General features: G+C 41.5%; 11 protein-coding genes. 5 read left to right on the forward strand and 6 right to left on the reverse strand.

Features of this window, described 5'->3' with window-relative positions; genetic code table 11:
* Positions 1 to 165 precede the first annotated feature (165 nt).
* Positions 166 to 9,669, forward strand: coding sequence for a hypothetical protein (locus WJR50_RS20310; protein ID WP_341295151.1), 9,504 nt, complete (start codon positions 166 to 168; stop codon positions 9,667 to 9,669).
* A 51-nt stretch (positions 9,670 to 9,720) separates the two neighbouring features.
* Here WJR50_RS20310 and WJR50_RS20315 read toward each other — a convergent pair whose 3' ends face one another.
* Positions 9,721 to 10,404: an outer membrane beta-barrel protein gene (locus WJR50_RS20315; protein WP_341295152.1), complete on the reverse strand. Its 684-nt coding sequence runs from the start codon at positions 10,402 to 10,404 to the stop codon at positions 9,721 to 9,723.
* Between the two features lie 327 nt (positions 10,405 to 10,731).
* Here WJR50_RS20315 and WJR50_RS20320 point away from each other — a divergent pair, with 327 nt between their 5' ends.
* On the forward strand, positions 10,732 to 11,421 hold the full coding sequence (locus WJR50_RS20320; protein ID WP_341295153.1) for a class I SAM-dependent methyltransferase: 690 nt from the start codon (positions 10,732 to 10,734) through the stop codon (positions 11,419 to 11,421).
* Here the strand turns inward: WJR50_RS20320 and WJR50_RS20325 are convergent.
* Positions 11,418 to 12,293 (reverse strand): hydroxypyruvate isomerase family protein, encoded by an 876-nt coding sequence (locus WJR50_RS20325; RefSeq protein WP_341295154.1) that lies wholly within the window; start codon positions 12,291 to 12,293, stop codon positions 11,418 to 11,420. The two genes, WJR50_RS20320 and WJR50_RS20325, sit on opposite strands and share 4 nt — an antisense overlap.
* Before the next feature lie 204 nt (positions 12,294 to 12,497).
* On the opposite strand from WJR50_RS20325, the gene WJR50_RS20330 reads away from it, so the two are divergent.
* From WJR50_RS20330 to WJR50_RS20340, 3 genes are all read left to right on the forward strand, one after another.
* Positions 12,498 to 13,535, forward strand: a complete 1,038-nt coding sequence (locus WJR50_RS20330; RefSeq protein ID WP_341295155.1) for an SDR family NAD(P)-dependent oxidoreductase — start codon at positions 12,498 to 12,500, stop codon at positions 13,533 to 13,535.
* Between the two features lie 86 nt (positions 13,536 to 13,621).
* Positions 13,622 to 13,993, forward strand: a complete 372-nt coding sequence (locus tag WJR50_RS20335; protein ID WP_341295156.1) for a hypothetical protein — start codon at positions 13,622 to 13,624, stop codon at positions 13,991 to 13,993.
* A gap of 35 nt (positions 13,994 to 14,028) precedes the next feature.
* Entirely contained in the window at positions 14,029 to 14,631 is a 603-nt protein-coding gene (locus WJR50_RS20340) for a transposase (RefSeq protein ID WP_341295157.1), read from the forward strand.
* A gap of 336 nt (positions 14,632 to 14,967) precedes the next feature.
* Here the strand turns inward: WJR50_RS20340 and WJR50_RS20345 are convergent, their stop codons facing one another.
* From WJR50_RS20345 to smc, 4 genes are all read right to left on the reverse strand, one after another.
* A complete protein-coding gene (locus tag WJR50_RS20345) occupies positions 14,968 to 15,648 on the reverse strand; it encodes a class I SAM-dependent methyltransferase (protein WP_341295158.1) in 681 nt (226 codons plus the stop codon).
* A gap of 613 nt (positions 15,649 to 16,261) precedes the next feature.
* Positions 16,262 to 16,561, reverse strand: coding sequence for an alpha/beta fold hydrolase (locus WJR50_RS20350; protein WP_341295159.1), 300 nt, complete (start codon positions 16,559 to 16,561; stop codon positions 16,262 to 16,264).
* A gap of 51 nt (positions 16,562 to 16,612) precedes the next feature.
* Positions 16,613 to 16,945, reverse strand: coding sequence for an alpha/beta fold hydrolase (locus WJR50_RS20355; RefSeq protein WP_341295160.1), 333 nt, complete (start codon positions 16,943 to 16,945; stop codon positions 16,613 to 16,615).
* A gap of 40 nt (positions 16,946 to 16,985) precedes the next feature.
* Complete coding sequence (gene smc / locus WJR50_RS20360) at positions 16,986 to 20,531, reverse strand: chromosome segregation protein SMC (RefSeq protein ID WP_341295161.1); 3,546 nt, start codon at positions 20,529 to 20,531, stop codon at positions 16,986 to 16,988.
* Between the last annotated feature and the right edge of the window lie 97 nt (positions 20,532 to 20,628).

Here is a 20,628-nt window from a genome sequence, read left to right on the forward strand (position 1 = left end):
GATAGTTGTGATACAAATTGTTTAGGCAGGGTTTGTCTATATCTTCTCGCATTGCAAAACATTTACTTACAATCTCCTCAATTTGCATTTTACTAAGCTTAGAAATACTATTTGTATTATTGAGCCTTGATTAATTCTAATTAAGCTTAGTAATCAGCGTGATTTATGAATAAAGCCTTACGCAACACCCAAAATTTATTGAGAAGTGTATTATTGATTTTGGTGGCAAACTTATTTTTAACCTCCCTTCTTTATGCCCAGGTTGGTCCTGCTGGCGTAGGTAATTCAGATGGTAGCAGTGGAGAGCCAGAGAACCTTATCTGGTTAGATGCTAGTGATCTAACTTCATTTTCTGATGGAGATACCTGGCTAGACAAATCCGGGAACAACTATGACGCTTTATACACCGGCACAATAGGCACGAGCCCAACTTGGAACAGCAGTCTCATAGGAGGTAAGCCTGCGCTCCAATTTGATGGAAGTAATGACTACTTAAGAATTTTGGATGACAATGGAGGAGACAACCGACTTGACGGCAAAAGCACTTTATCTATCCTGGCAGTATTTAATTCTGGAACTGTAGTGCCAAGAGCAATAATATCCAAAAGAGCCGGATCAGGAGGATCAGAACGTTCATGGACGCTTTTTGTAAATGGAGGAGGATTCAACTTAAATGGTTATGCAGGCTCAGCTAGTGCCAGTGGTGGAAATGTAAGTGAAGGAAGTGTTGGTTCAGTAATTGGATCGTATGTAGCTGATGGCAATTTAAAATTGTTTGTAAATGGTAATAATGTAGCTACCTCCGGCAGTGCTTCAATCAATGATTTAGATGACAATGTAACGATTGGGTTATTTGATGACGGAGATAATAGGTATTTTGATGGTGACATTGCAGAAATATTAGTTTACAGTGAACCACTAAATAATCCTCAACGTACGATAGTAGAAAACTACCTTGGTCAAAAATATAGTATAACTATTTCCAACGATTATTTTGGGAATGGCACTGGCTACGATGGTGCATATGACCAAGACATACGAGGAGTAGGCTCTGACGGGACAGACAAGCGAACCAACTCTTTGTCAAGTGGAGGCCTTACGATTCGCGAAAATTCTTCTTCCCTTGATGCTGATGAATATGTGATGTTGGCACACAGTGGTACAGCGCATAGTATCACTACTAACAATAGAGCAGATGTAACCAACATTACCAATCGCTGGAGTAGAGACTGGTATGTGGAAAAAAATAATGGGGGTGGCTTAGCAGGTGTAGATGGTGGGGATGTGAGTGTACAAATGGTTTTTGATTTTGCAGAGGCAGGTCTTACTTATTCGGGCACCCTTTCCGAATATGTATTGCTGTATCGCCCTGCATCTGGCGACGACTTTGACAGAGTATATGCTGATAGTTATACCTTGGAAGGCGGAGATAAAATAGTAGTTTCAGTGCCCTCTTCACGTCTTAATACAGGCTATTACACCTTGGGAACAGGTGCTCCTTTGCTGGCCAAAACCTGGTATGTATTTCAGAATGGTAACTGGAATGATCCCAATACCTGGACTACCGATGCTTCTACCGCCCCTTTATTTAAAAATCCAGCTAATCAAACACCTTCAACTTCGGATGAGGTAATTATCAGATCAGGGCGCACTGTAACTGTTCAGGCTAGTACCAATAATTTAATTGTAAACTCTATCAAAGTAGATGGTAATCTGGATCTTACTACCTCTAGTGGGCATGACTTTAAAACAATCAATGGTAAAGGCGAAATCAGAATAGCCGGTAATGGTGGCATTCTGGTGGATAACTTTCCTGCAGGAGAGGTGACAGGTAATATAGGGTTTGCAGATGTCGATAATGGAGGTACAGTAGTGATAAAAGCAGCAGCAGATATCACTTTGGATCAAGTGCGGACCTTTAAAAATATGCGGATAAGTCTGGTGAATAATACGTCCAAAGCGATACTGGGGGCGAATATCTCATTGAATGGCGACTTAGAAGTACGAAATGGCAATTTACAGTTTGGGGATGGTACCGCTAATGCCAGAACATTCGTTGTCAATGGTGATGTATTGGTAACGGATAATGGTACTGACAGAATAGGGAGTATTTCCACTTCTACCGCTAATGCGCGCCATACCTTTGAAATCAAAGGAGATTTTACCAATAATGGAGACGTATACTTTACCAACCGTGCAGACTTTGCTACGGAAAATGATCGTAGAAGTCCGGGGCACACTTATTATAATAATGAAGCCTCAGATGGTATAGTAGATGTTTTCTTTACCAATGATAATGCAGATCAGACCGTAAATTGCAACAATACTACTTTTTTCTATCGTGTTGTCATTGATAAAGGCACTGATAAAACCTATAAAGTATCCTTCCAATCTACTGATATTGATAACTTTCGCCTGCTCGGTTATGCAAATGATAATGTTGATGCTGACCTACAATCAGCAATACAAAATACCAACGCTTTTGCATTAATCAATGGTACGGCAGAAATAGGAGGTAATATTGAAATACCTGTACTCAACAGGGCAACCAATTATGCTATTTCATCTACTGCTCGCCTCTGGGTAAATGGAGGAGATGTACGTAAAACCTCAGCAACCGCTATCGTTCCTTATGGTACAGTACAGGTAAGCGCTGGTTACCTTGAAGCAACGGGCAATAGTGGATTAACGCTCCGAGAAAACGGTCTTATCAAGGTAGAAGGAGGAAATATTCTAACAAATCAGATTAGAACATCTGTGCAGGGCTCAGGGAGCTTAGGCGGTTATAACCAGTCCGGGGGCAATGTAGAAGTAGATGGTGGGCTAGGAGGAGCCAGTGGCGATTACTATATTTTTAGTTTAACCTATACTGGTAATGTTTTTATCATGAGTGGTGGTACGTTGGCTGTGAAAGGAGCAAACAGCAGAGGTTTAATATTTATCAATAGTGATCCTGGGAATATAAGTGTTACAGGAGGCACTGTAACTGCAGAATCTAGTACTACTAACGCTGCGAAAATTACTTCCCGCGCCTCTTTTTATAATTTAGAAATTACTAATTCTATAAGTAGCACTAATACTAATGCCAGAGTAACAGTAAGCAATGGGTCCTCAGGAAATGGTGGTTCAGAAAGGACAATTGATCCTGCGCCAGACTTGGTAGTATTGAATGATCTTACAATTGAAACGGGTACTACCAGAAGTGATGGAACAAATACCTATGGTAGCTACTTAGACCTTTGCCCAGATGGCGTTAACTGCTCTGATCTGGAAGTGGGTCGCAACCTGACCATTGAAGATAGTGGTGTATTGGATTTATTCACCAATGACGCTGATGACGCAGGAAGTGCTACCGTGACTTTTAATGGAACTGAAAATGGAATCCTCTATGTGGGAAATATAACCTCTTACAAAGCAGCACTGACGAACTATGACGACCCTGACGGAGACGAAAGTTATATTGAATATAGATTTCCACTTTACAACTTGGTAATTGATAAATCGGGAGGTACGCTACAGCTACAAGCCAAAAATCCTGGAGTTGAGGATAACGGAAATATATTAACTGCTTCAGGTGGTAAAAATCTTGATTCTAACAATGCCAGATTACTTTATATCAGAAATGGATTGACCATATCCAGTAATTCTACCTTAAACCAGATTGATCCTATCGGGGACCAATTTGGTTATATCGTAAGGGCTTATGCAGACACTATAGATTTGGATGGTAATTTGTTGGTGTATGAACAGGGTGTCAATCCGGTAAATTCTTTCCTTGAAGTCAGAGAAAAGGATCAGCCAACGGTAGGTGATATAATTCTAATTAACTCTACCTCTGAATCTACTATTGGTAACCTTGTAGTTGATTTGGGTAATGACGAATTGCGGTTGGGTGGTGATTTAACAGTCACCCGTATGGCTTATCGGCATGGGGGGGTAAATTTAGGTACCCATAACCTGAAAGTAGATATTCTGGACTTAAATACAGAGAGCAAAACTAGCGATGATCATCGTTTGCGTAGTGGCAATGGAGAAAATCTTTTTGGCGACAATACTTCTGGGGCAGAGCAATATTTCTTTACAGCTGGTAATGCTTCTGACGGAGGGTTAAGTATTAAAGTGCCCAGAACTACCAACATTCATGGAGTAGATGATACACAAAATGTAGGTTTTGATCCCTCTTATGATAATACCAACAACGAGTACCAGAATAATAACCTAATCTGGTTCCCAATTGGTATTAAAGACAAGTATACACCAGCGGTGATGTACATTGTCAATGATGGGTCGGTAACTTACTCTGGTGATGAATATGTGACGGTACGCCCTGTGGACGGAGAGTTACAAACGACTGATTTATCAGGCGGAGATATTTTATCTTACTATTGGAGAATAGGTCATGAGGGATTTGATGGTGGTCTACCTACAGTTTCATGGTTATTTCAGTATGACCAAGATGATATAGATGGTGGAGCGGAAGGCAATTATGTTCCTGGAAAAGTGTTGGATAGTGGCACATACCAACGTTCTTATGATGGAACTGAACAAGCTGTGAAAAATACTAATACCAGTGGAAACGGAAGTGTAAACGATACCAATGAGAACCATAATTTGCTAGGAGGGAATCCGGGTAATGTAATTATATTCAACGGTTTAAATACAGGAAATACCCTACCTTTACCTGCCGCTGTGGCTGATGATAATATTGATAATAGCACTAACAGCAAGGTATTTAATGGTGCCAGTGTAACGGGAAATTGGGACCCTCAATTTCCTAATATTGGCTTCACTCTGGAAAATGCCAGCTATACCGCAGGCGTGGCTGCTAGGTTTGTGGGTACTCCTGAAATCTATTACAGCCGTCGTGATGGAGATTGGCATTCATTTAATACATGGTCAACAGATGTAATCGATAAACATGAAGGAAGTGCCGCTTCTGATTATCCTCAAATAGGAGATATCGCTATAATTGCTGGGGCTACATCTGATGATAGTCATGCAATAACGATATCAGAACAAGGTAGTGCGCCAAATGATATAGAGGTAGCTTCATTGACATTTGATGGAGGCAATTCTCCCCAATTAACAATACAAACCAATGGCAGCCTTAATAGTGTCAATTTAGGTGTAGTGGAAGGAACGAATGGAACTAGCTCGCAAATAGTCCGTGAAATTGCTCCAAGCACTTATACTCTTGAGGGAGATTTTGGCCAATGGGCCAGCTTAACCACTAATACCTTTCAATACAAAGTGCATGATAATAATACTTCTATACCTACCAATTTGTCAGAGTTTCCAAATTTGATCATAGCCGGTAATCAATCCGGAAATAAAGGGTCTGCGGGATCTTACTACAATGCGGATCTAAATCATAGTATTAATGTTTTGGGGGCTATGGGCATGAGGTCGCGGGTTCGCTTGTTTTTACAAGATGGTTTTACAGGATCTATCAATGTGGAGGATACATTACTAATTGGTAATAGTAATCCTGGGGTATTGGTTTTTCCAGAAACTGGTGAGTGGACAGTTACTGTTGGTGGTATCAACTTATTAGGAGAAAGTCAGTCAGGTTATGGTAAGGATGTAGGAATACTTGTTGACGAAGATGCTACAGTTGAGCATAGGTTAATTGTCAAAGGTGATATAAGGGTTGAGGAAAAAAACTCGGGATCAGGGCAACCTGACATTGATCTCTATGCAAATACAGGAGGTGGTGGTGTAATCTTAGAATTTCAAGGTGAGTTAAATGGTATAACCGATATACAAACTGAAGATGGTTCTTTGTTGGTGCCTGAATTATATAAAATTGTTATGAACAAGGGTTCCGATGTAGCCTCCTCCTTTACTTTTAATAACAATTTTTCATTACCTGATATTAACATTACCAATGAACAGCCTATAGAAATTCTAAACGGTTTACTGATATTAAATAACTCCTCAATTGATGTAACCTTAACAGAAGAATCTACGGGTAACTTCTTCCTCCCTAATACCAACAATGCTGATGCTTCATCCGGTTCAGGAGGACTGGAAATTCGTCAGGGAGTAGCTCACATAGATGGTGATAATACGGGAATTATTTTAGATGGATTACTACATGTCAGTGGGGGAGAGTTAGACATGGATGACACTGCTAATAATGGAAATAACTTTATAGAATATAGTTCATCAGGTCAGGCCAGTATTGAAGTTACGGATGGTAACCTTATCGTGGGTTCGCAAATCAGACGTGGTCTCAACTCAAATACAGGTATCTTACAGTATGCACAAAGTGGAGGCATAGTAGAGTTAGGAAAAAATGCTGCTCCTGAATCTAATAGAGGTATTTTTGAAGTTATTAACGCAGGAAGTTCTTTTGAACATACTGGTGGTTCTTTTACTTTGGTTCGTGATAATAACTCACCAACAGTTGCAAGTTTACTATTGGAGCCAGATGCTGTTAATATAGCTGATGGTACTATTATCACGATTGGAAATGGAGATACACCATCTACACAAGATCGTTTTGGTATACAGAGTAATGTTGAATTGTCAGAAGTAGAGATCGCTTCTGCTAATATTACAGCAAAACTGTATAGCCTTCCATTAAGCACGCATATACTGGATATCGGTACAGGAGTAAACTTTGATGCCAATGGTTTTGACCTTACCATTCTGGAAAATCTTAATAATGATGGGGTATTCTCTACCAGCGGTAACTCAATAAATGACCAGATAACTACTTTTCAGGTAGGAACTAATGCCACCATTACGGGTACAGGTACTACCAACTTCTGGAATTTTGAAAAAACGGGTAGCGGTACATTAAGCTTGTCAAAAAATGTAACGGTAAATAATAATGCTACTATTGAGGATGGAACATTAAATACCCAAAGCAGTGCCTTTTACATTAAAAAAGACTTACTGCATGATGCAATTCATACCAGTGCGTCTACTGGTCCTGGTATAGTCTTTAATGGTACACAGCAGCAGATACTGGACCGTTCAAGTTCTGGTACCAGCGAGTTTGGTGTGGTTAACCTGGATAACGCTTCCGGTTTGCTAATCCGCGATACCGAAGAAAATTTTAGGATTAACGAAAAGCTGACACTTACTACCGGTGTATTTGATGTTGGTGGTAACCTGATCGTGTTTCCTGCAGATGCATACATTGAAAATGGCATTGGTGGAAGAGGCGTAGATGATTTCAATGTGAACAACATGATCCAAACCAATAGTGCTATCAGAGACTTTGGAATCAGAAAGTATTTCAATGCAGTAAGTGCAGGCAATGAGACCTTTACTTATCCGGTTGGTTTGGTAGCTTATACTCCAATAGTAGTCACAATTAACGATATTTCAGCTGGCTACATCACTGCTCGCCCGGTTCGGGATATTCCTCCTATTACAGAAGATGATGAATTTGCCATATGTGGTGACCCTAATATCACGGATGCGGATAATGTGCTCCAATATTACTGGATCATCAAAAGTAGTGGAATTACAGGTTTTAATGGAGATTTTTCTATGCGCTACGATCAGAATGATGTGGAAGTGACCAGCCCTTATTCACTTGTTAATTATGGACCTGCCCGATTGTATAATACCAGTGATGCCTGGGATAAACTTTTCTCTAATAATGATTTTGATGAAGCTACTCAGCAGATACATTATGATTTTAACGATCAAGCTGATGCTACCATAGAAGGTATCTATACCGCAGGCGTTACACTTGAAAATAATGGTACTAGCCCATTATGTGGTGCAGCAATTCCCGATCAGGTGCCCCAGTTCATTACCAATGACAGTGGAGGTGGTAACTTCTTTGCTACTACTACTTATGATGGAGGAGTAGCGCCGATATCCGGTGAGACTCCTGATATCACAGTAAAGTCGGGTGATATATTGAATTTTAACCAAAATAATATCAGAACTCGCAAAATCACCATAGAATCAGGGGCTATTTTAGTGATTCAGGATGGTTCTAGTAATCATAACCTAGGCTTTGTAACCGGAGAGGGTACAATTCGCCTTGAATCAGATGGTAGCTCAGTGGTTTTCCCTACTGGTGACTACGAAGAGTTCTTTCCGGATGAAAACTGCTCAGGTGGAGGCGGTTTGGAGTATGCTGGTGGTGGAGATTATCCTGTACTTACCGACTTGCCTAATATCAGAAGAGTAATTTTTTCAGGTAGTGGAGAGCGGGTGTTACCCAATAACTTATCACTTAATGTCTGTGAGGATTTTGATATAAGAGGTGATGTAGAGGTAATAGTATTTGACGGAAACAGTACTATTCACGTAAAAGGTAATGTATACAAAAGCAATGATAGTCAGTTTGATAACGGAGGTGGAAGTTCTCGTATCGTGATGGAAGGCTTATCTGCCCAGTCAATTCAGGGTAACTTTACTGGAACGGATGCTTTTAATGAACTTGAAATTGATAATCCTGCCGGAGTTACAATCGTAAATGCTGCTGATGCTACACGTAGTATTTCCGCTAATCAGGATATTGTGATCAATGAAAATTTAATACTGACTAACGGCGTGCTGACTACAAACGGTAACAATACCTTAACCATTGCAAGTGGAGGTACATATATTGGTGGAAGTGCCATAAGTTATGTAAATGGCCCTCTTACTCAAAACAACATCGTATTAAATGCTACTTATCGCTTTCCAATTGGTAAAAGCGGAAGATATTTGCCTGCTACCATCAGTAATGTGGGTGCAGGAAACCAAAACTGGACTGCCGAGTACTTTACCTCTAACCAAAGGGACCGTACTATATTTGATCCAGGAACAGGGGCTGATGTCTTAGTAGATATTGCCAACGATATGTGGCGTATTACTAGTAGTGGTAGCAATGCTGCAAGAGTAGCAGTCAACTGGAATGCCTCTTCTGGGGTAAGTGATGCCAGCGATACACGTGTTGTGTATTGGGATGATAAAAACAGTCACCCATATCCTGCTGCTGATAATGATGGGGCAGATAATCGTTGGGAGAACAGAGGAGGAACAAGTCAAAGTGGTGGTGCTTCAGGTGGTAGTGTTACTTCCGTAGATTTGATACCATTTTCTTCTACTGATATATCTTTCGGCACCGCTAATGTGGTGTTACCCGTAGAGCTTCTCAGCTTCTCAGTGAAGATGGAAGGTAAGCATGCACTGCTACAGTGGGTAACTGCTTCGGAGAAAAATAACGACTTCTTTGAAATAGAGCGTTCAGTGAATGGACAGGACTGGAAAAGCTTAGGCACGGTGAAAGGTGCCGGGGATAGTTATCAGGAGCTTGGCTATAACTTTACAGATAAGAATCCACTGTATGGTCTTAGCTATTACCGTCTGCGTCAGGTAGACTTTGACGGACAGTTTGACTACTCCAATGTGGTAGTATTAGAGAACTTTGAGGACTATGCTGTGACGCCTGATCCGAAAATGTTGCTTTATCCTAATCCTGCCAGCCTGGAGGAACTGATCATTCGTGCGTTTAACCTGAAACCCTGGATGGAAGTAGAGGTGATGCTGCTGGATGCATACGGTAAGCAGTATATCTATGAACTTGTCATGCCGGAAGAACTGGAGAAAGGTCTAGCGCTAAAGCAAAACCTGAATCTGGCAAGTGGATTATATCTAGTGAGTATCAAGCAGGGAAGTTTGCGAATGCAGCAAAAGCTAATCCTGAAATAATATTTTAATAAGAGAAAAAAAGCAGAGTGATAAGCTCTGCTTTTTTTATTTCTAGAATAATGAGATAGTAAGGCCTACCGTAAGCGTATTGGCCTGAGGGCCTTCATCTTCTAAAAATACTTCAGAAAACATGTACTGTCCGGTAAGCGTAATGCCTCTAAACCCAACTCTGGCATGCGCACCGTAGCGCCAGGGATTAATATTAAAATCCTTTTTTTGTTTAAAGTACTCATCATCATTGTACTTGATTTTAGAGTAAGAAAGCAAGCGACGTCCTATTACTCCTCCTAAGGCTGCTGTAAATCCACGATAATCTTCATTGGCAAAGAAGCGGAACTCCATAGGAATGTTGAAGTAGTGAACAGAAAGCTTGGTCTTTTCTACACCAGGAAATTCATCGGTATCAATCTCCACAATTTCAGTAGAATCACCGTCCATTAAGGTTACATTTTCATCAAAAGTATAATTGTGAGAAGAAATACCTATACCCGGATGAAACGAAAACTTTGACTCGCCCAAAGCTACCGGATAAAGATAATGAAAACCAATGCTTCTGGAGCGTATGGTTCGGATTTCAAACTCATCAGGAGCATTCATCAATATGTTAAACCCATAATCAAAAAGTAACATGCCCGGAAGGTCAGGCTGTGCGCTGGTGAACTGGTTTTGCTGCTCCTGGGCTTGTGCAAGCGAGTAAGTAAGCAGAAGAGAAAATATTAAAAAGATCCTTTTCATTATTGTTTGATTAGATTTTATCTGTTAAAAATTTTTCTTCAGTTTAGCCGCAAAGGTATTGAGATTTTGCGAGTATGAAATGCCGATCATACAATTATACTATGAAAGCACAACGCTTGTTGTGTTCATTAAGTGTATTTTGAGTCATTACACTCATAGTTTCTCTATAGCTTTACGTTTTATTCATTGTTATCTGTAAGATTAAGCAAAAGGCTTTTGGGTTGCATCCCTATCAGAAACTTTCCTTTTTTCCTCTTCAGCCTGGCATAATAAAGTTTGTATAATCAGGCAGGAATGGTCATTTTGCCTAAAATTCGTATCAATATCATGCACATAGAATTTTTTGAGGGTGACCGCGCTACCCAATACGATGATAAAATTCCTACCTGGGTACCCAACTATCGTTTTATACAGCAGTCTATTCCTGCAATCCTGAAGACTTATCTTCCTGTTGGGGAAGAAAGAAGGCTGCTCATTGCAGGCTGTGGTACAGGGCAGGAGGTGGCAGAGATCAAACAGCAGGTGAATAGCTGGAAAATTACGGGTATAGATCCTTCTCCCCAGATGATACGCCTGGCCCAGATGAAACTTGCCTACTGGGATAATGACCCTCTGCTACTGCTCAAAACCGGAGTGGTAAGTGACTTGCCGGCTGATCAGAAATTTGATGCCGCTACACTGATATTGGTTTTGCACTTTATCCCTGATGATGATGAGGGTAAGATCAAACTTTTGCGCAATATAGCAGAGCGTCTGCACAAAGATGCTCCCCTGATTATCTCGGATATTTATGCGCCAGATGATTTTCAGCTACAGCTAAAATATTTTCGTCAATATATGATGGATAAAGGCTTAGATAGCCAGATGGTAGATCAGGGCCTGCAACATGTACAGGTAGATACCCACCGCCTGACAATTCACCGGTTGAGCGAACTGCTACAGGAGGCGGGATTTCATGCTCCCCGTTTGTTTAGCAAAGCTTTTTACTATGGGGGCTGGATTGTAGAGAAACGTTAGACATCACAAATTCTGACGCCTTCTTCCAGAGAAGCAAGAGGGTCCTGCTTAGGCACAAATTCCTGCGCAATAAAGCCTGTAAAACCGGTATCCACGATGGCTCTCACAATAGCAGGATAGTACAGCTCCTGCGTTTCGTCAATCTCTGCCCTGCCTGGTACACCTCCGGTATGGTAGTGAGAAATGTAAGGGTGGTGCTTCTGTATAGTAGCAATCACGTCACCTTCCATAATCTGCATGTGGTAAATATCATACAGCAGCTTGAAATTATCGGAACCTACCATTTTGCATAATTCCACACCCCATTCCGTATGATCACACATATAGTCAGGGTGATTTACCTTGCTGTTGAGCAACTCCATAGAGATGATAATGTCATGTTTTTCTGCGATGGGCATAATCTTCTTTAAGCCCTCCGCACAGTTTTTCATACCGGTTTCATCGTCCATACCATCGCGGTTGCCGGAGAAAGTAATGATTTGCTTCAGGCCTGCTTCAGCCGCCACCGGTATACTTTCGGCATAAATATCGTAAAGCTGCGCATGATTTTCTGTACGGTTGAAGCATTTGGAAATACCAAAACCATCTCTCAGGCAGGAAGCCATCGCACAGGTGAGGCCATGTTTTTTCAGCGTAGGCCAGTCATCGGGGCCTAATAATTCTACAGAAGTAATTCCCATCTTTTTAACTTCCGCACAGAATTCATCCAGAGCGATGTCTCTGTAGCACCATTTACAAACTGAGTGTTTAATGTTGCCTTTAAGAGGAGCATATGATTTGCCTGAAGATTTAAAAGGAAGTGCTGCCAGAGGTACCATTGCTGCGCTACCGGCCATTTTTTTGAGCGCACTTCTTCTGTTCTGCTTATTCATAATTCTGAAGATTAAAGGTTGTTGTAGCCGGAAGATAAAGTTTTCTCAGCTTATCCGAAAATTTTGTCGTTATATTGTCTGGAGGAAGAAAATTTAGTTTAAGAAAAAATAAACAATTGTTTCTCATACGTTATACTTTAAGTAAATTAATCAGTCTGCTAGACTAAGCACTGGAATAATATTTTATTTTTTAAACTCACTTTTATGAATGACACCCAAAAAAAACTGATCTGGACAGCTGCAGGTGTAGCAGGTGTTGCTTTGGCACGAATGCTTACCCACAAACACCGCAGTATAGAGCTTTCTCAAAAAGTAGTATTGATCACCGGAGGTTCGCGGGGATTAGGCCTGGAAATCGCCCGGCTCATGGTAAAAGAAGGGGCCAAAGTGGCCATCTGTGCGAGAAATAAAAATGAATTAAAGAAGGCTAAAGAGGATTTGGACGAATTGGCATCTTCCTACGGTACTGATGGGGTATATACTGTCGCATGTGACCTTACAGATGCTAATCAGCTTCAGAGTATGCTTGGTCGTGTAAAAAAACACTTCGGCGCGATAGAGATACTCATTAACAATGCGGGGGTAATACAGATTGCACCGGCTGAAGAAATGGAGAAGAAAGAGTATGAAGAAGCTATGAACATTCACTTCTGGGCACCTTATAACCTGATGCAAGCCGTACTACCGGAAATGAAGAAGAAAGGGGAGGGGAGAATTGTCAATATTGCTTCTCTGGCCGGAAAAGTAGTAGTACCTCATCTCGCGCCCTATGCCGCCAGCAAACATGCACTGGTAGGACTATCGGAAAGCTTACACGCCGAAATGCAAAAGTACAATATTTACATTACTACCGTGTGTCCCGGTCTGATGCGTACCGGTAGTGTACGGCAGATGGTGCATAAAGGTCAGCACAGGAAGGAGCATGGACTGGCTCATATCCTTGCTTCGCAGCCCCTTACTTCTATGGATGCTAAAAAAGCTGCGGAATCCATCGTGTCGGCTTGCAGGCATGGAGAAACTTCACTGATTATCCCTCTACAGGCTAAAGCAGTAACTGCAGCCAATGGACTTTTTCCCGGGCTGGTAGCCGATGTGATGGGCTTGTTGAACCGTATCCTCCCAGACCCTGGAGGAATAGGTCAGAAAAGAGCCAAAGGTTCTAATAGCAAATCTGACTGGGTGCCAGCTCTGTTGGAAGCAGTAACCGAGAAAGCCGCAAAGCGAAACAATGAATATCTCTAAGCTAACTGTGGGACGAAATGAATAACTTTCTAAGCCGTTTGTTTAGTAAACATATGATAAGTTTTGCTGCATAATTTTTTTTTCTGATGATCCTCCATGCTCCGCGATTTGTGCGCCTGATCACCGGAAATTTTGCTCGCGCTATCACGCTTTATCCTTTCGTTTTTGTGCGTCAGAAAAGGGATAGCGATGATCCGGTATTACTCAATCATGAGAACATACATCTCTGTCAGCAGCGAGAGTTGCTGGTCATTCCTTTTTATGTATGCTATCTGCTGGAGTATGGAATTGGCAGGCTCAAAGGCAGAAACCACAGGCAGGCTTATGAGGAAATCAGTTTTGAACGCGAAGCTTATACCCATGAGCGGGATTTTACTTATTTAACGCAAAGGAAGTTTATGGCTTTTATTAGCTATTGTAAGCTGTTTAAACTTTCAAAAATATTCCCAAAGAAGTGAGAATTTAGAGTTGCGAAACTTTAACTAACACTTCAATGGGAATAATAAGTAAAAGTATGATTGAGAAATGGATTTTACCACATTTATCTTATGGGAGACGTGGTTTTAAAACAACCGTACCGATAGTAGAGATAGTAGAATGTATCCTTTACCGACTAAAAACGGGCTGTCAATGGCGTGAGGTGCCAACTAAGCAGTTTTTTACAGTTAAAGTCTTAGCATGGAGCACCGTATTTTACCACTTTAACAAATGGTCTAAAGCAGGTTGTTGGAAGGAAATTTGGGTGCATCTTTTGAAAGCAAACCTGCACCATCTGGATTTATCCAGTGCAGAATTTGATGGCAGCCATACACCTGCAAAAAATGGTGGTGATGCAGTAGGTTACCAAGGCAGAAAGGCAACTAATACAACAAACGCTCTGTTTCTTTCTGACAACCAAGGAGTCATGTTGGCTATGTCCACCCCTCAGGAAGGACAACACCATGATCTGTACCAAATACAGGAGCTTTTTGAGGAAATCTGTAACCTGCTAAAAGAAGCAGGTATCAATTTAAAAGGGATATTTTTAAATGCAGACCCAGGATTTGATTCAGAAGGATTCCAGAAGGCATGCCGAAAAAGAGGAAATTATTGCTAATGTAAAGCCAAATCCGAGAAATTCAGCAAGCCAATACATAAAAACATATGAGAGTAAAACACATATTTTTGATGAAGAACTCTATAAATATAGATCGGTCATTGAACATGCCGGCGGTGGCTAATGCCTGAATAGATGGATTCAAAGCCTTATTGGTTAGATTTGAATTTTCAGTGAGAAACTGGATGAGCCTGCATTTTATCGCATTTTTAGCCATTTTCCTGCGAAAAATTAATCAAAAACTAAATGTTTAAACAGCTTCATTGTAAGCGAAAGTTTTAACAAAAAAATCTTGCTGTTAAAAAAATAAGCTCGTCTAGTTTCAAATAAACTTTATTATTTGACTGCATCTACGTATAGAGATAAATAGCGTCCGCGGTTATCAGTTCGAGTCCTATAATCGATTCTCAGTAGTTCTTCATGACTTTTGTTATGATCGCTCTCAATGATTTGATTAAATCCGGCCTGAGTTAATAATGCTTTCATAGTTTCAAAATCGTAGCCATATTTATGTTCTCCTCCTTGTTGTAGAGCATACATAAGATGATCTAGTTTGCTATTGCACCAGGAAGGGTGCATCTCCTTTTGGATTGCGAAGAAAGCTTGATCATTCTCAGAATACGCGTGTATTATTTTTTCTATTCCAGGAACAATGATCCTTAATGTACCACCTGGAATAAGTATGCGGTGACATTCTCTAACAATAGCTAGAGCTGTATTGGGATACTCTATATGTTCTAAAAAATGTGATGTGTAAACACAACGAACAGAATTATCTTTAAATTTTTTGAGACCTCCTGGTAACTTCATAGTCAGGATTTTGGCTCCAATTGCCATATCAACATTAAGCCATCCATTAATTGTAGTTTTTCCGCTACCTAAGTTTAACCTCAAATCGTTTTTGGCAATAGCATCTTCAATGAATTTTTTATGTCGCAAATAAGAAAATGCTGCATATATTTTAAACAAAATACCAACATTCATTGCAGTTTTAATACTTTGTTTAAGAAAGTTCATAAGGTAGGTTGTTAGGTTAGGGTATAGTGAATGAACTTGGATTTTAATAAGATATATTATTATATGAATATTTTGTTTGTAAATCAATATTCTTTACAGCTTAATATTTTCTAAAAGGCTTTTTAATTCATTGATGATGAAAAGTGGATTTATTGCTTATTTGAATACCTACCTTTTCCCTTTGGTTCATGTGGAGGTATAAGCGGACACCGCCGGACCTCGTCTCTTTAAAAAAAGTTATCTCTTCGAATTACAATAAAAAAAGGTTTTCAGATTAACTCTTATTAATGATAAAGAAAAGCAGATTTTTACGCGAAAGTATGTAGGTCCAGTAACGACCTGTAGCGGTTATCTCAATTTTAACACCTTTTCAGGCAAAAGAGAACCATATAGCAGACGATCATATAAAAACCAGTGTTTGAAAGGCACTGGCTAAGGTGTAGTAAATCTAATAATTTAACCTCGGTTACTTCTTCAGGAAAGAAAGAAGCATTTCATTTAACTGCTCTCTATGGGTGAGGTTCAGTCCATGAGGTCCTCTGGAGATTACTTCATACTGATTATCAGAAATACCTTTGACTGCCTGTTTACCCGCAGTATCAATAGGGTCAATCTAGTCAGCATCTCCATGAACGATCAGAGTAGGGATAGTTACATTTTTGAGATCTGACCTGAAGACAGTTTCCCCCCATGCCTCGGCGCATTTGATTGTAGCCCTGGGCGACGCATGGGCAGCAATAGACCAGCCGTAGTGCAGATGCTGCTCGCTCATTTTATCTTTGTTGTCATCATAGTTATAGAAATTCTTATGGAAACCTTCCAGAAAACCTACTCTGTCAGTTTGCAAGGCCTGCATAATTTCTTTTAGCACATCCTCAGGTTCACCATCAGGATTGCCACTTTTTTGCTTCACCAGAGGAATGATAGAACTGATCAGGGCGGCTTTGGCAATTTTATTCGCACTTTAATCTGTAAAGTATCTGACTACTTCTCCGCCTCCCATAGAGAATCCGCAGATGATGCAGTTATCTAGTTCTAATTGGGTAATAAGCTCATTAAGATCACTGGCCAAGGCAGAGTAATCATAAGACTCCCAAGGGGCTAAAGAAGATCCGAAGCCTCTTCTGTCATAAGTGATGCAGAGGAAGCCGGCAGGAACAATGGCAGAGACCTGTCCTTCCCAGGCTTTATGGCTTAGGGGCCAACCGTGAATAAGGATCACAGGTTGACCGGTACCATAATCTTCAAAATATATATCTACAAGCTCTTTAGCTTTATTATTAGTTACAAACGACATAATCGGTTTAATTTCAAACCATTATATCTGTAGCTTTGCTTTACTCGGCCTGCAACTCAAACTCCCGTAAGTCAACTGGTACTACTTTGGAAACACCCTGCTCAATCATGGTTACGCCGTAGATCACATCGGTGCTGGCCATGGTGCGCTTGTTGTGGGTTACGATGATGAACTGTGAGTCTTTGCTAAAAGTCTTGATGATATTGTTGAACTTGTCAATGTTGGCATCATCCAATGGCGCGTCCACCTCATCAAAGATACAGAAAGGAGCGGGCTTCAGTAGGTAAATAGCAAACAGCAAGGAAGTAGCGGTTAGCGTTTTCTCTCCCCCCGAAAGCTGGTTGATGGTCAGTGGCCGCTTTCCTTTAGGGCGTGCAATAATGTCAATGCTGGACTCCAAAGGATCATCGGGATTGGTAAGCTTAAGGTCACAGTCATCTTCTTCGGTGAAAAGCGAGCGAAATACCTTGACAAAGTTCTCTTTGATCTTCTCATAAGCTTCCATGAAAGTAGCGCGAGCCACAGTATCTATCTCATCAATGGTAGTGATCAGTGATTCTTTGGCTTGTAGCAGATCCTCTTTTTCGCTGTTGATGAAATCATAACGTTCCTTGATCTCTTCGTAGGCTTCCATCGCCATAGGATTAATCGGCCCGATACGCTGCAAACGATCTTTGATTTTGATGAGTTTTTCCCGGAGGGCTTCAGGGTCTAGATTTGCTTTTTCCTCTTCAGAAACCTGTTCCTTCATAAGCTCGTCCAGGTCAAGTTCGAACTCTACGGAAAGCCTTTCCTTTACACCACTTAGTTCCAGTTTGGTACTGTTAAGCTGGTTCTGAATTTCCAGCACGAGGGAGTCACTGTTTTCCCGCTGGTTGCGGATTTCGCGTGTTGCCTTTTCATTTTTGTCAATCTCACCCCGGACGGAGTAATAGTCTTTTTCAGCTTCGTTTACGCCCATCTCAATCTGTTCTTTCTCCTCGTACATGGCTAACAACTCATCTTCGCTCACATCGCTGCTTTCCAGCAGTTGTTTGATGCTCGCTTCGCTTTCTTTGAGGGCCTGCTGATTTTTGGCAATATTATTTTCACTGCTTTGGTAAGCTTCTTCTTTGAAGCTGATCTCCTGAGAAATACTACTGACACGGTTTTCGTGCTGATAAAACTGTATGTTTTCCTGGTTGAAGTTAGCTGACTTCTCACTCAATATTTCATTTTCTTCAGCCAGTCTTTCCTTCAGTTCTTTGATTTTACTTTCCAGCTTGATCAGCTCCTCTTCTTTTTCAGCTACCTGCGGTTCCAGTTCGGCACAGGCTTCATGCAACTCCTGGATATGTTCTTCGGTATCCTCTCGTTTCTGAGCGTTGGAAGAAAGCATCTCAGCCATCTGCTCTTTCTTGGTCTTAACTGATACATACTCCTGGCTGGTCTGGCTGATTTCCTTTTGCAGAGAAGCGATAGTTTCTTTAGGAGAGCTTTGCTTGAGGCTGGATAACTGTAGCTGCTTTTCCTGTATGCTTTGCTGCTGCGCTTCTACTTCTTTTTCCAGATCCTTGAGTTGTACCTTGAGCTTCTCCATGTTTTTGGCCCGTCCGATACGTTTACCTTCAAACAGGCCAACGGAACCTCCCGCCATGCTGAACGGATGCTGGACAATGCGGCCATCTTTGGTAATGAAAGAGGTTTCTTTATCCTCAGGAATGGTATAATCACCGTTGACAATGTAGGCATTGTTGAGGACGTATTGTACAAGTGACTGATAAGCCGGATCATACTCCACAATCTCAGCAGCGGAGACAGCATTATCAAAGGTTTTGCGATCAGCAGGCTTAAAATGCTCAAACTCATCCAGTACAAAGAAATTAGCCTTACCCTTGGAAGCATCGCTGAGCAGGTTGATGGCTTCCAGAGCTTCAGCACGGCTTTGCACCACATAGTAGTTCATGTACTGGCTGAGGTAGTTTTCTATGCAGACACGATATTCTTCACTACAACTGATGATATCCGAGAGGAGGGGAGCCTTCTTCGCCCAATCAATATTTTTCTTGATAAACTTGATGGCATCGGGGAAGCCTTCCAGATTATCTACCAAAGATTTGGTAAGATTGTATTCATTCTGCAAGGCATCGCGGGTACGGTTGATCTTGGAAAGATTTTCCTTATCCGCTTCTATGCTTTCGGCCAGGGACTCCATACGCTGCTGCAAATCCTGCTCGGCCTGCTCGGCTTCGGTAAGCTCGTCTCTAAGCGCCTGCACTTCTTCTTCCAGTTCGGCGGCCCGTTCGTCATAGCGGCTCAGGTCAGCCTGTTGGGCACTGGTATCGGCAGAGGTTTTTTCCAAATCCTGGCGGGTAGCGCTAAGCTGCATCTGCTTAATCTCCAGCGTTTTTTTGATCTGGTAGACCTCGTCCTGCTTCTCTCTTAGCTCACGGTCCGCCTGGTTGACTTCCTCTTTCAGCGTATTGGTTTTGGTCTTGTACTCTTCGTACTCCTGCTTGAGCCGAGCCACCTTTTCTTTGGTGATCTCCAGGTTTTCGGCAGCTTCTGATCTTTGCCAGCGTAGTCCTTCCAGGCTTTCGCTGATCTGGTCAATGTTGTAGCGGTCACGCTCTAGCTGCTCGGTGAGTTGTAGCTCTCGGTCTTTGAGCAACCGCATCTTTTCATTCTTTACCTGCTTGTCACTCTCAAAGTTACGGATCTGCTCCACATGCTGGTTCAATGACTTTTGACGGGAAGAAAGCAGCTTCTCCTTATTCACCAGATCGGTCTTGAGCTGCTCTATCAGCGCGTCACTTTCACTGAGCTGACGGTTGAGGCTTAGCTTACGGTCACTTTCCGCTTCCAGTTGCTTGTTCAGGTTTTGTAGCTTCTCTCTCTGAGAGCTAACTGTTACTTTGGCAAGCTGTACGCTCAGGGTTTTATATTCTTCTTTGGTCTTATAATATTTTTCTGCCTGCTTGGCCTGCTTCTCCAGCGACTTCAGGTTTTTCTCAATTTCATAGAGCAGGTCTTCTACCCGTTCCAGGTCAGCATCGGTATCTCCTAATTTTCGCAGCGTTTCTTTCTTACGCGTACGAAACTTGCTGATACCAGCGGCTTCTTCAAAAAGGTTACGGCGGGAGTTGTCTTTATCATTGAGGATTTCGTCTACCATTTTCAGCTCAATGATAGCGTAGCTGTTGGAGGCAATACCCGTATCCATAAAGAGGTTGGTGATATCCTTCAGGCGGCAGGTAACGCCATTTAGCATATATTCACTGTCCCCGGAGCGGTAATAGCGACGGGTAATGGTCACCTGGGTGTATTCGGTAGGAATGAGGTTTTTGGTATTGTCAAAGGTAAGTGAAACCTCAGCCATCTGGGTGGCTTTGCGTTTTTTGGTACCGTTAAAGATGATGTTCTCCATCTTGTCGGAGCGAAGCATACGCGTCTTCTGCTCACCCAATACCCAACGAATAGAGTCTACTACATTGGACTTACCGCAGCCGTTTGGGCCAACTACACCGGTAATCCCCTTATCAAAGTTAATGATAACTTTGTCTGCGAAACTCTTAAAGCCTTTGATCTCAAGTCGTGTTAACTGCATATCATCTCCTGCGGAAAAGGGACAAACTTAGAAATAATTTTTAGATTTGTTAAGTTAAAAGTCGGTTAAAAAAGCCACTTTTTCCTGTGTTAAAGAC

The organism is Catalinimonas locisalis (genome assembly GCF_038039535.1).
In the GTDB taxonomy this organism is placed as follows: Bacteria; Bacteroidota; Bacteroidia; order Cytophagales; family Cyclobacteriaceae; genus Catalinimonas.

What these genes read in the sequence shown, in the direction of transcription:
- WJR50_RS20310 (WP_341295151.1), top strand. Translation starts at nt 166, where the DNA reads ATGAATAAAGCCTTACGCAACACCCAAAATTTATTGAGAAGTGTATTA.
- WJR50_RS20315 (WP_341295152.1), bottom strand. Translation starts at nt 10,404, where the DNA reads ATGAAAAGGATCTTTTTAATATTTTCTCTTCTGCTTACTTACTCGCTT.
- WJR50_RS20320 (WP_341295153.1), top strand. Translation starts at nt 10,732, where the DNA reads ATGCACATAGAATTTTTTGAGGGTGACCGCGCTACCCAATACGATGAT.
- WJR50_RS20325 (WP_341295154.1), bottom strand. Translation starts at nt 12,293, where the DNA reads ATGAATAAGCAGAACAGAAGAAGTGCGCTCAAAAAAATGGCCGGTAGC.
- WJR50_RS20330 (WP_341295155.1), top strand. Translation starts at nt 12,498, where the DNA reads ATGAATGACACCCAAAAAAAACTGATCTGGACAGCTGCAGGTGTAGCA.
- WJR50_RS20335 (WP_341295156.1), top strand. Translation starts at nt 13,622, where the DNA reads ATGATCCTCCATGCTCCGCGATTTGTGCGCCTGATCACCGGAAATTTT.
- WJR50_RS20340 (WP_341295157.1), top strand. Translation starts at nt 14,029, where the DNA reads ATGGGAATAATAAGTAAAAGTATGATTGAGAAATGGATTTTACCACAT.
- WJR50_RS20345 (WP_341295158.1), bottom strand. Translation starts at nt 15,648, where the DNA reads ATGAACTTTCTTAAACAAAGTATTAAAACTGCAATGAATGTTGGTATT.
- WJR50_RS20355 (WP_341295160.1), bottom strand. Translation starts at nt 16,945, where the DNA reads ATGTCGTTTGTAACTAATAATAAAGCTAAAGAGCTTGTAGATATATAT.
- smc (WP_341295161.1), bottom strand. Translation starts at nt 20,531, where the DNA reads ATGCAGTTAACACGACTTGAGATCAAAGGCTTTAAGAGTTTCGCAGAC.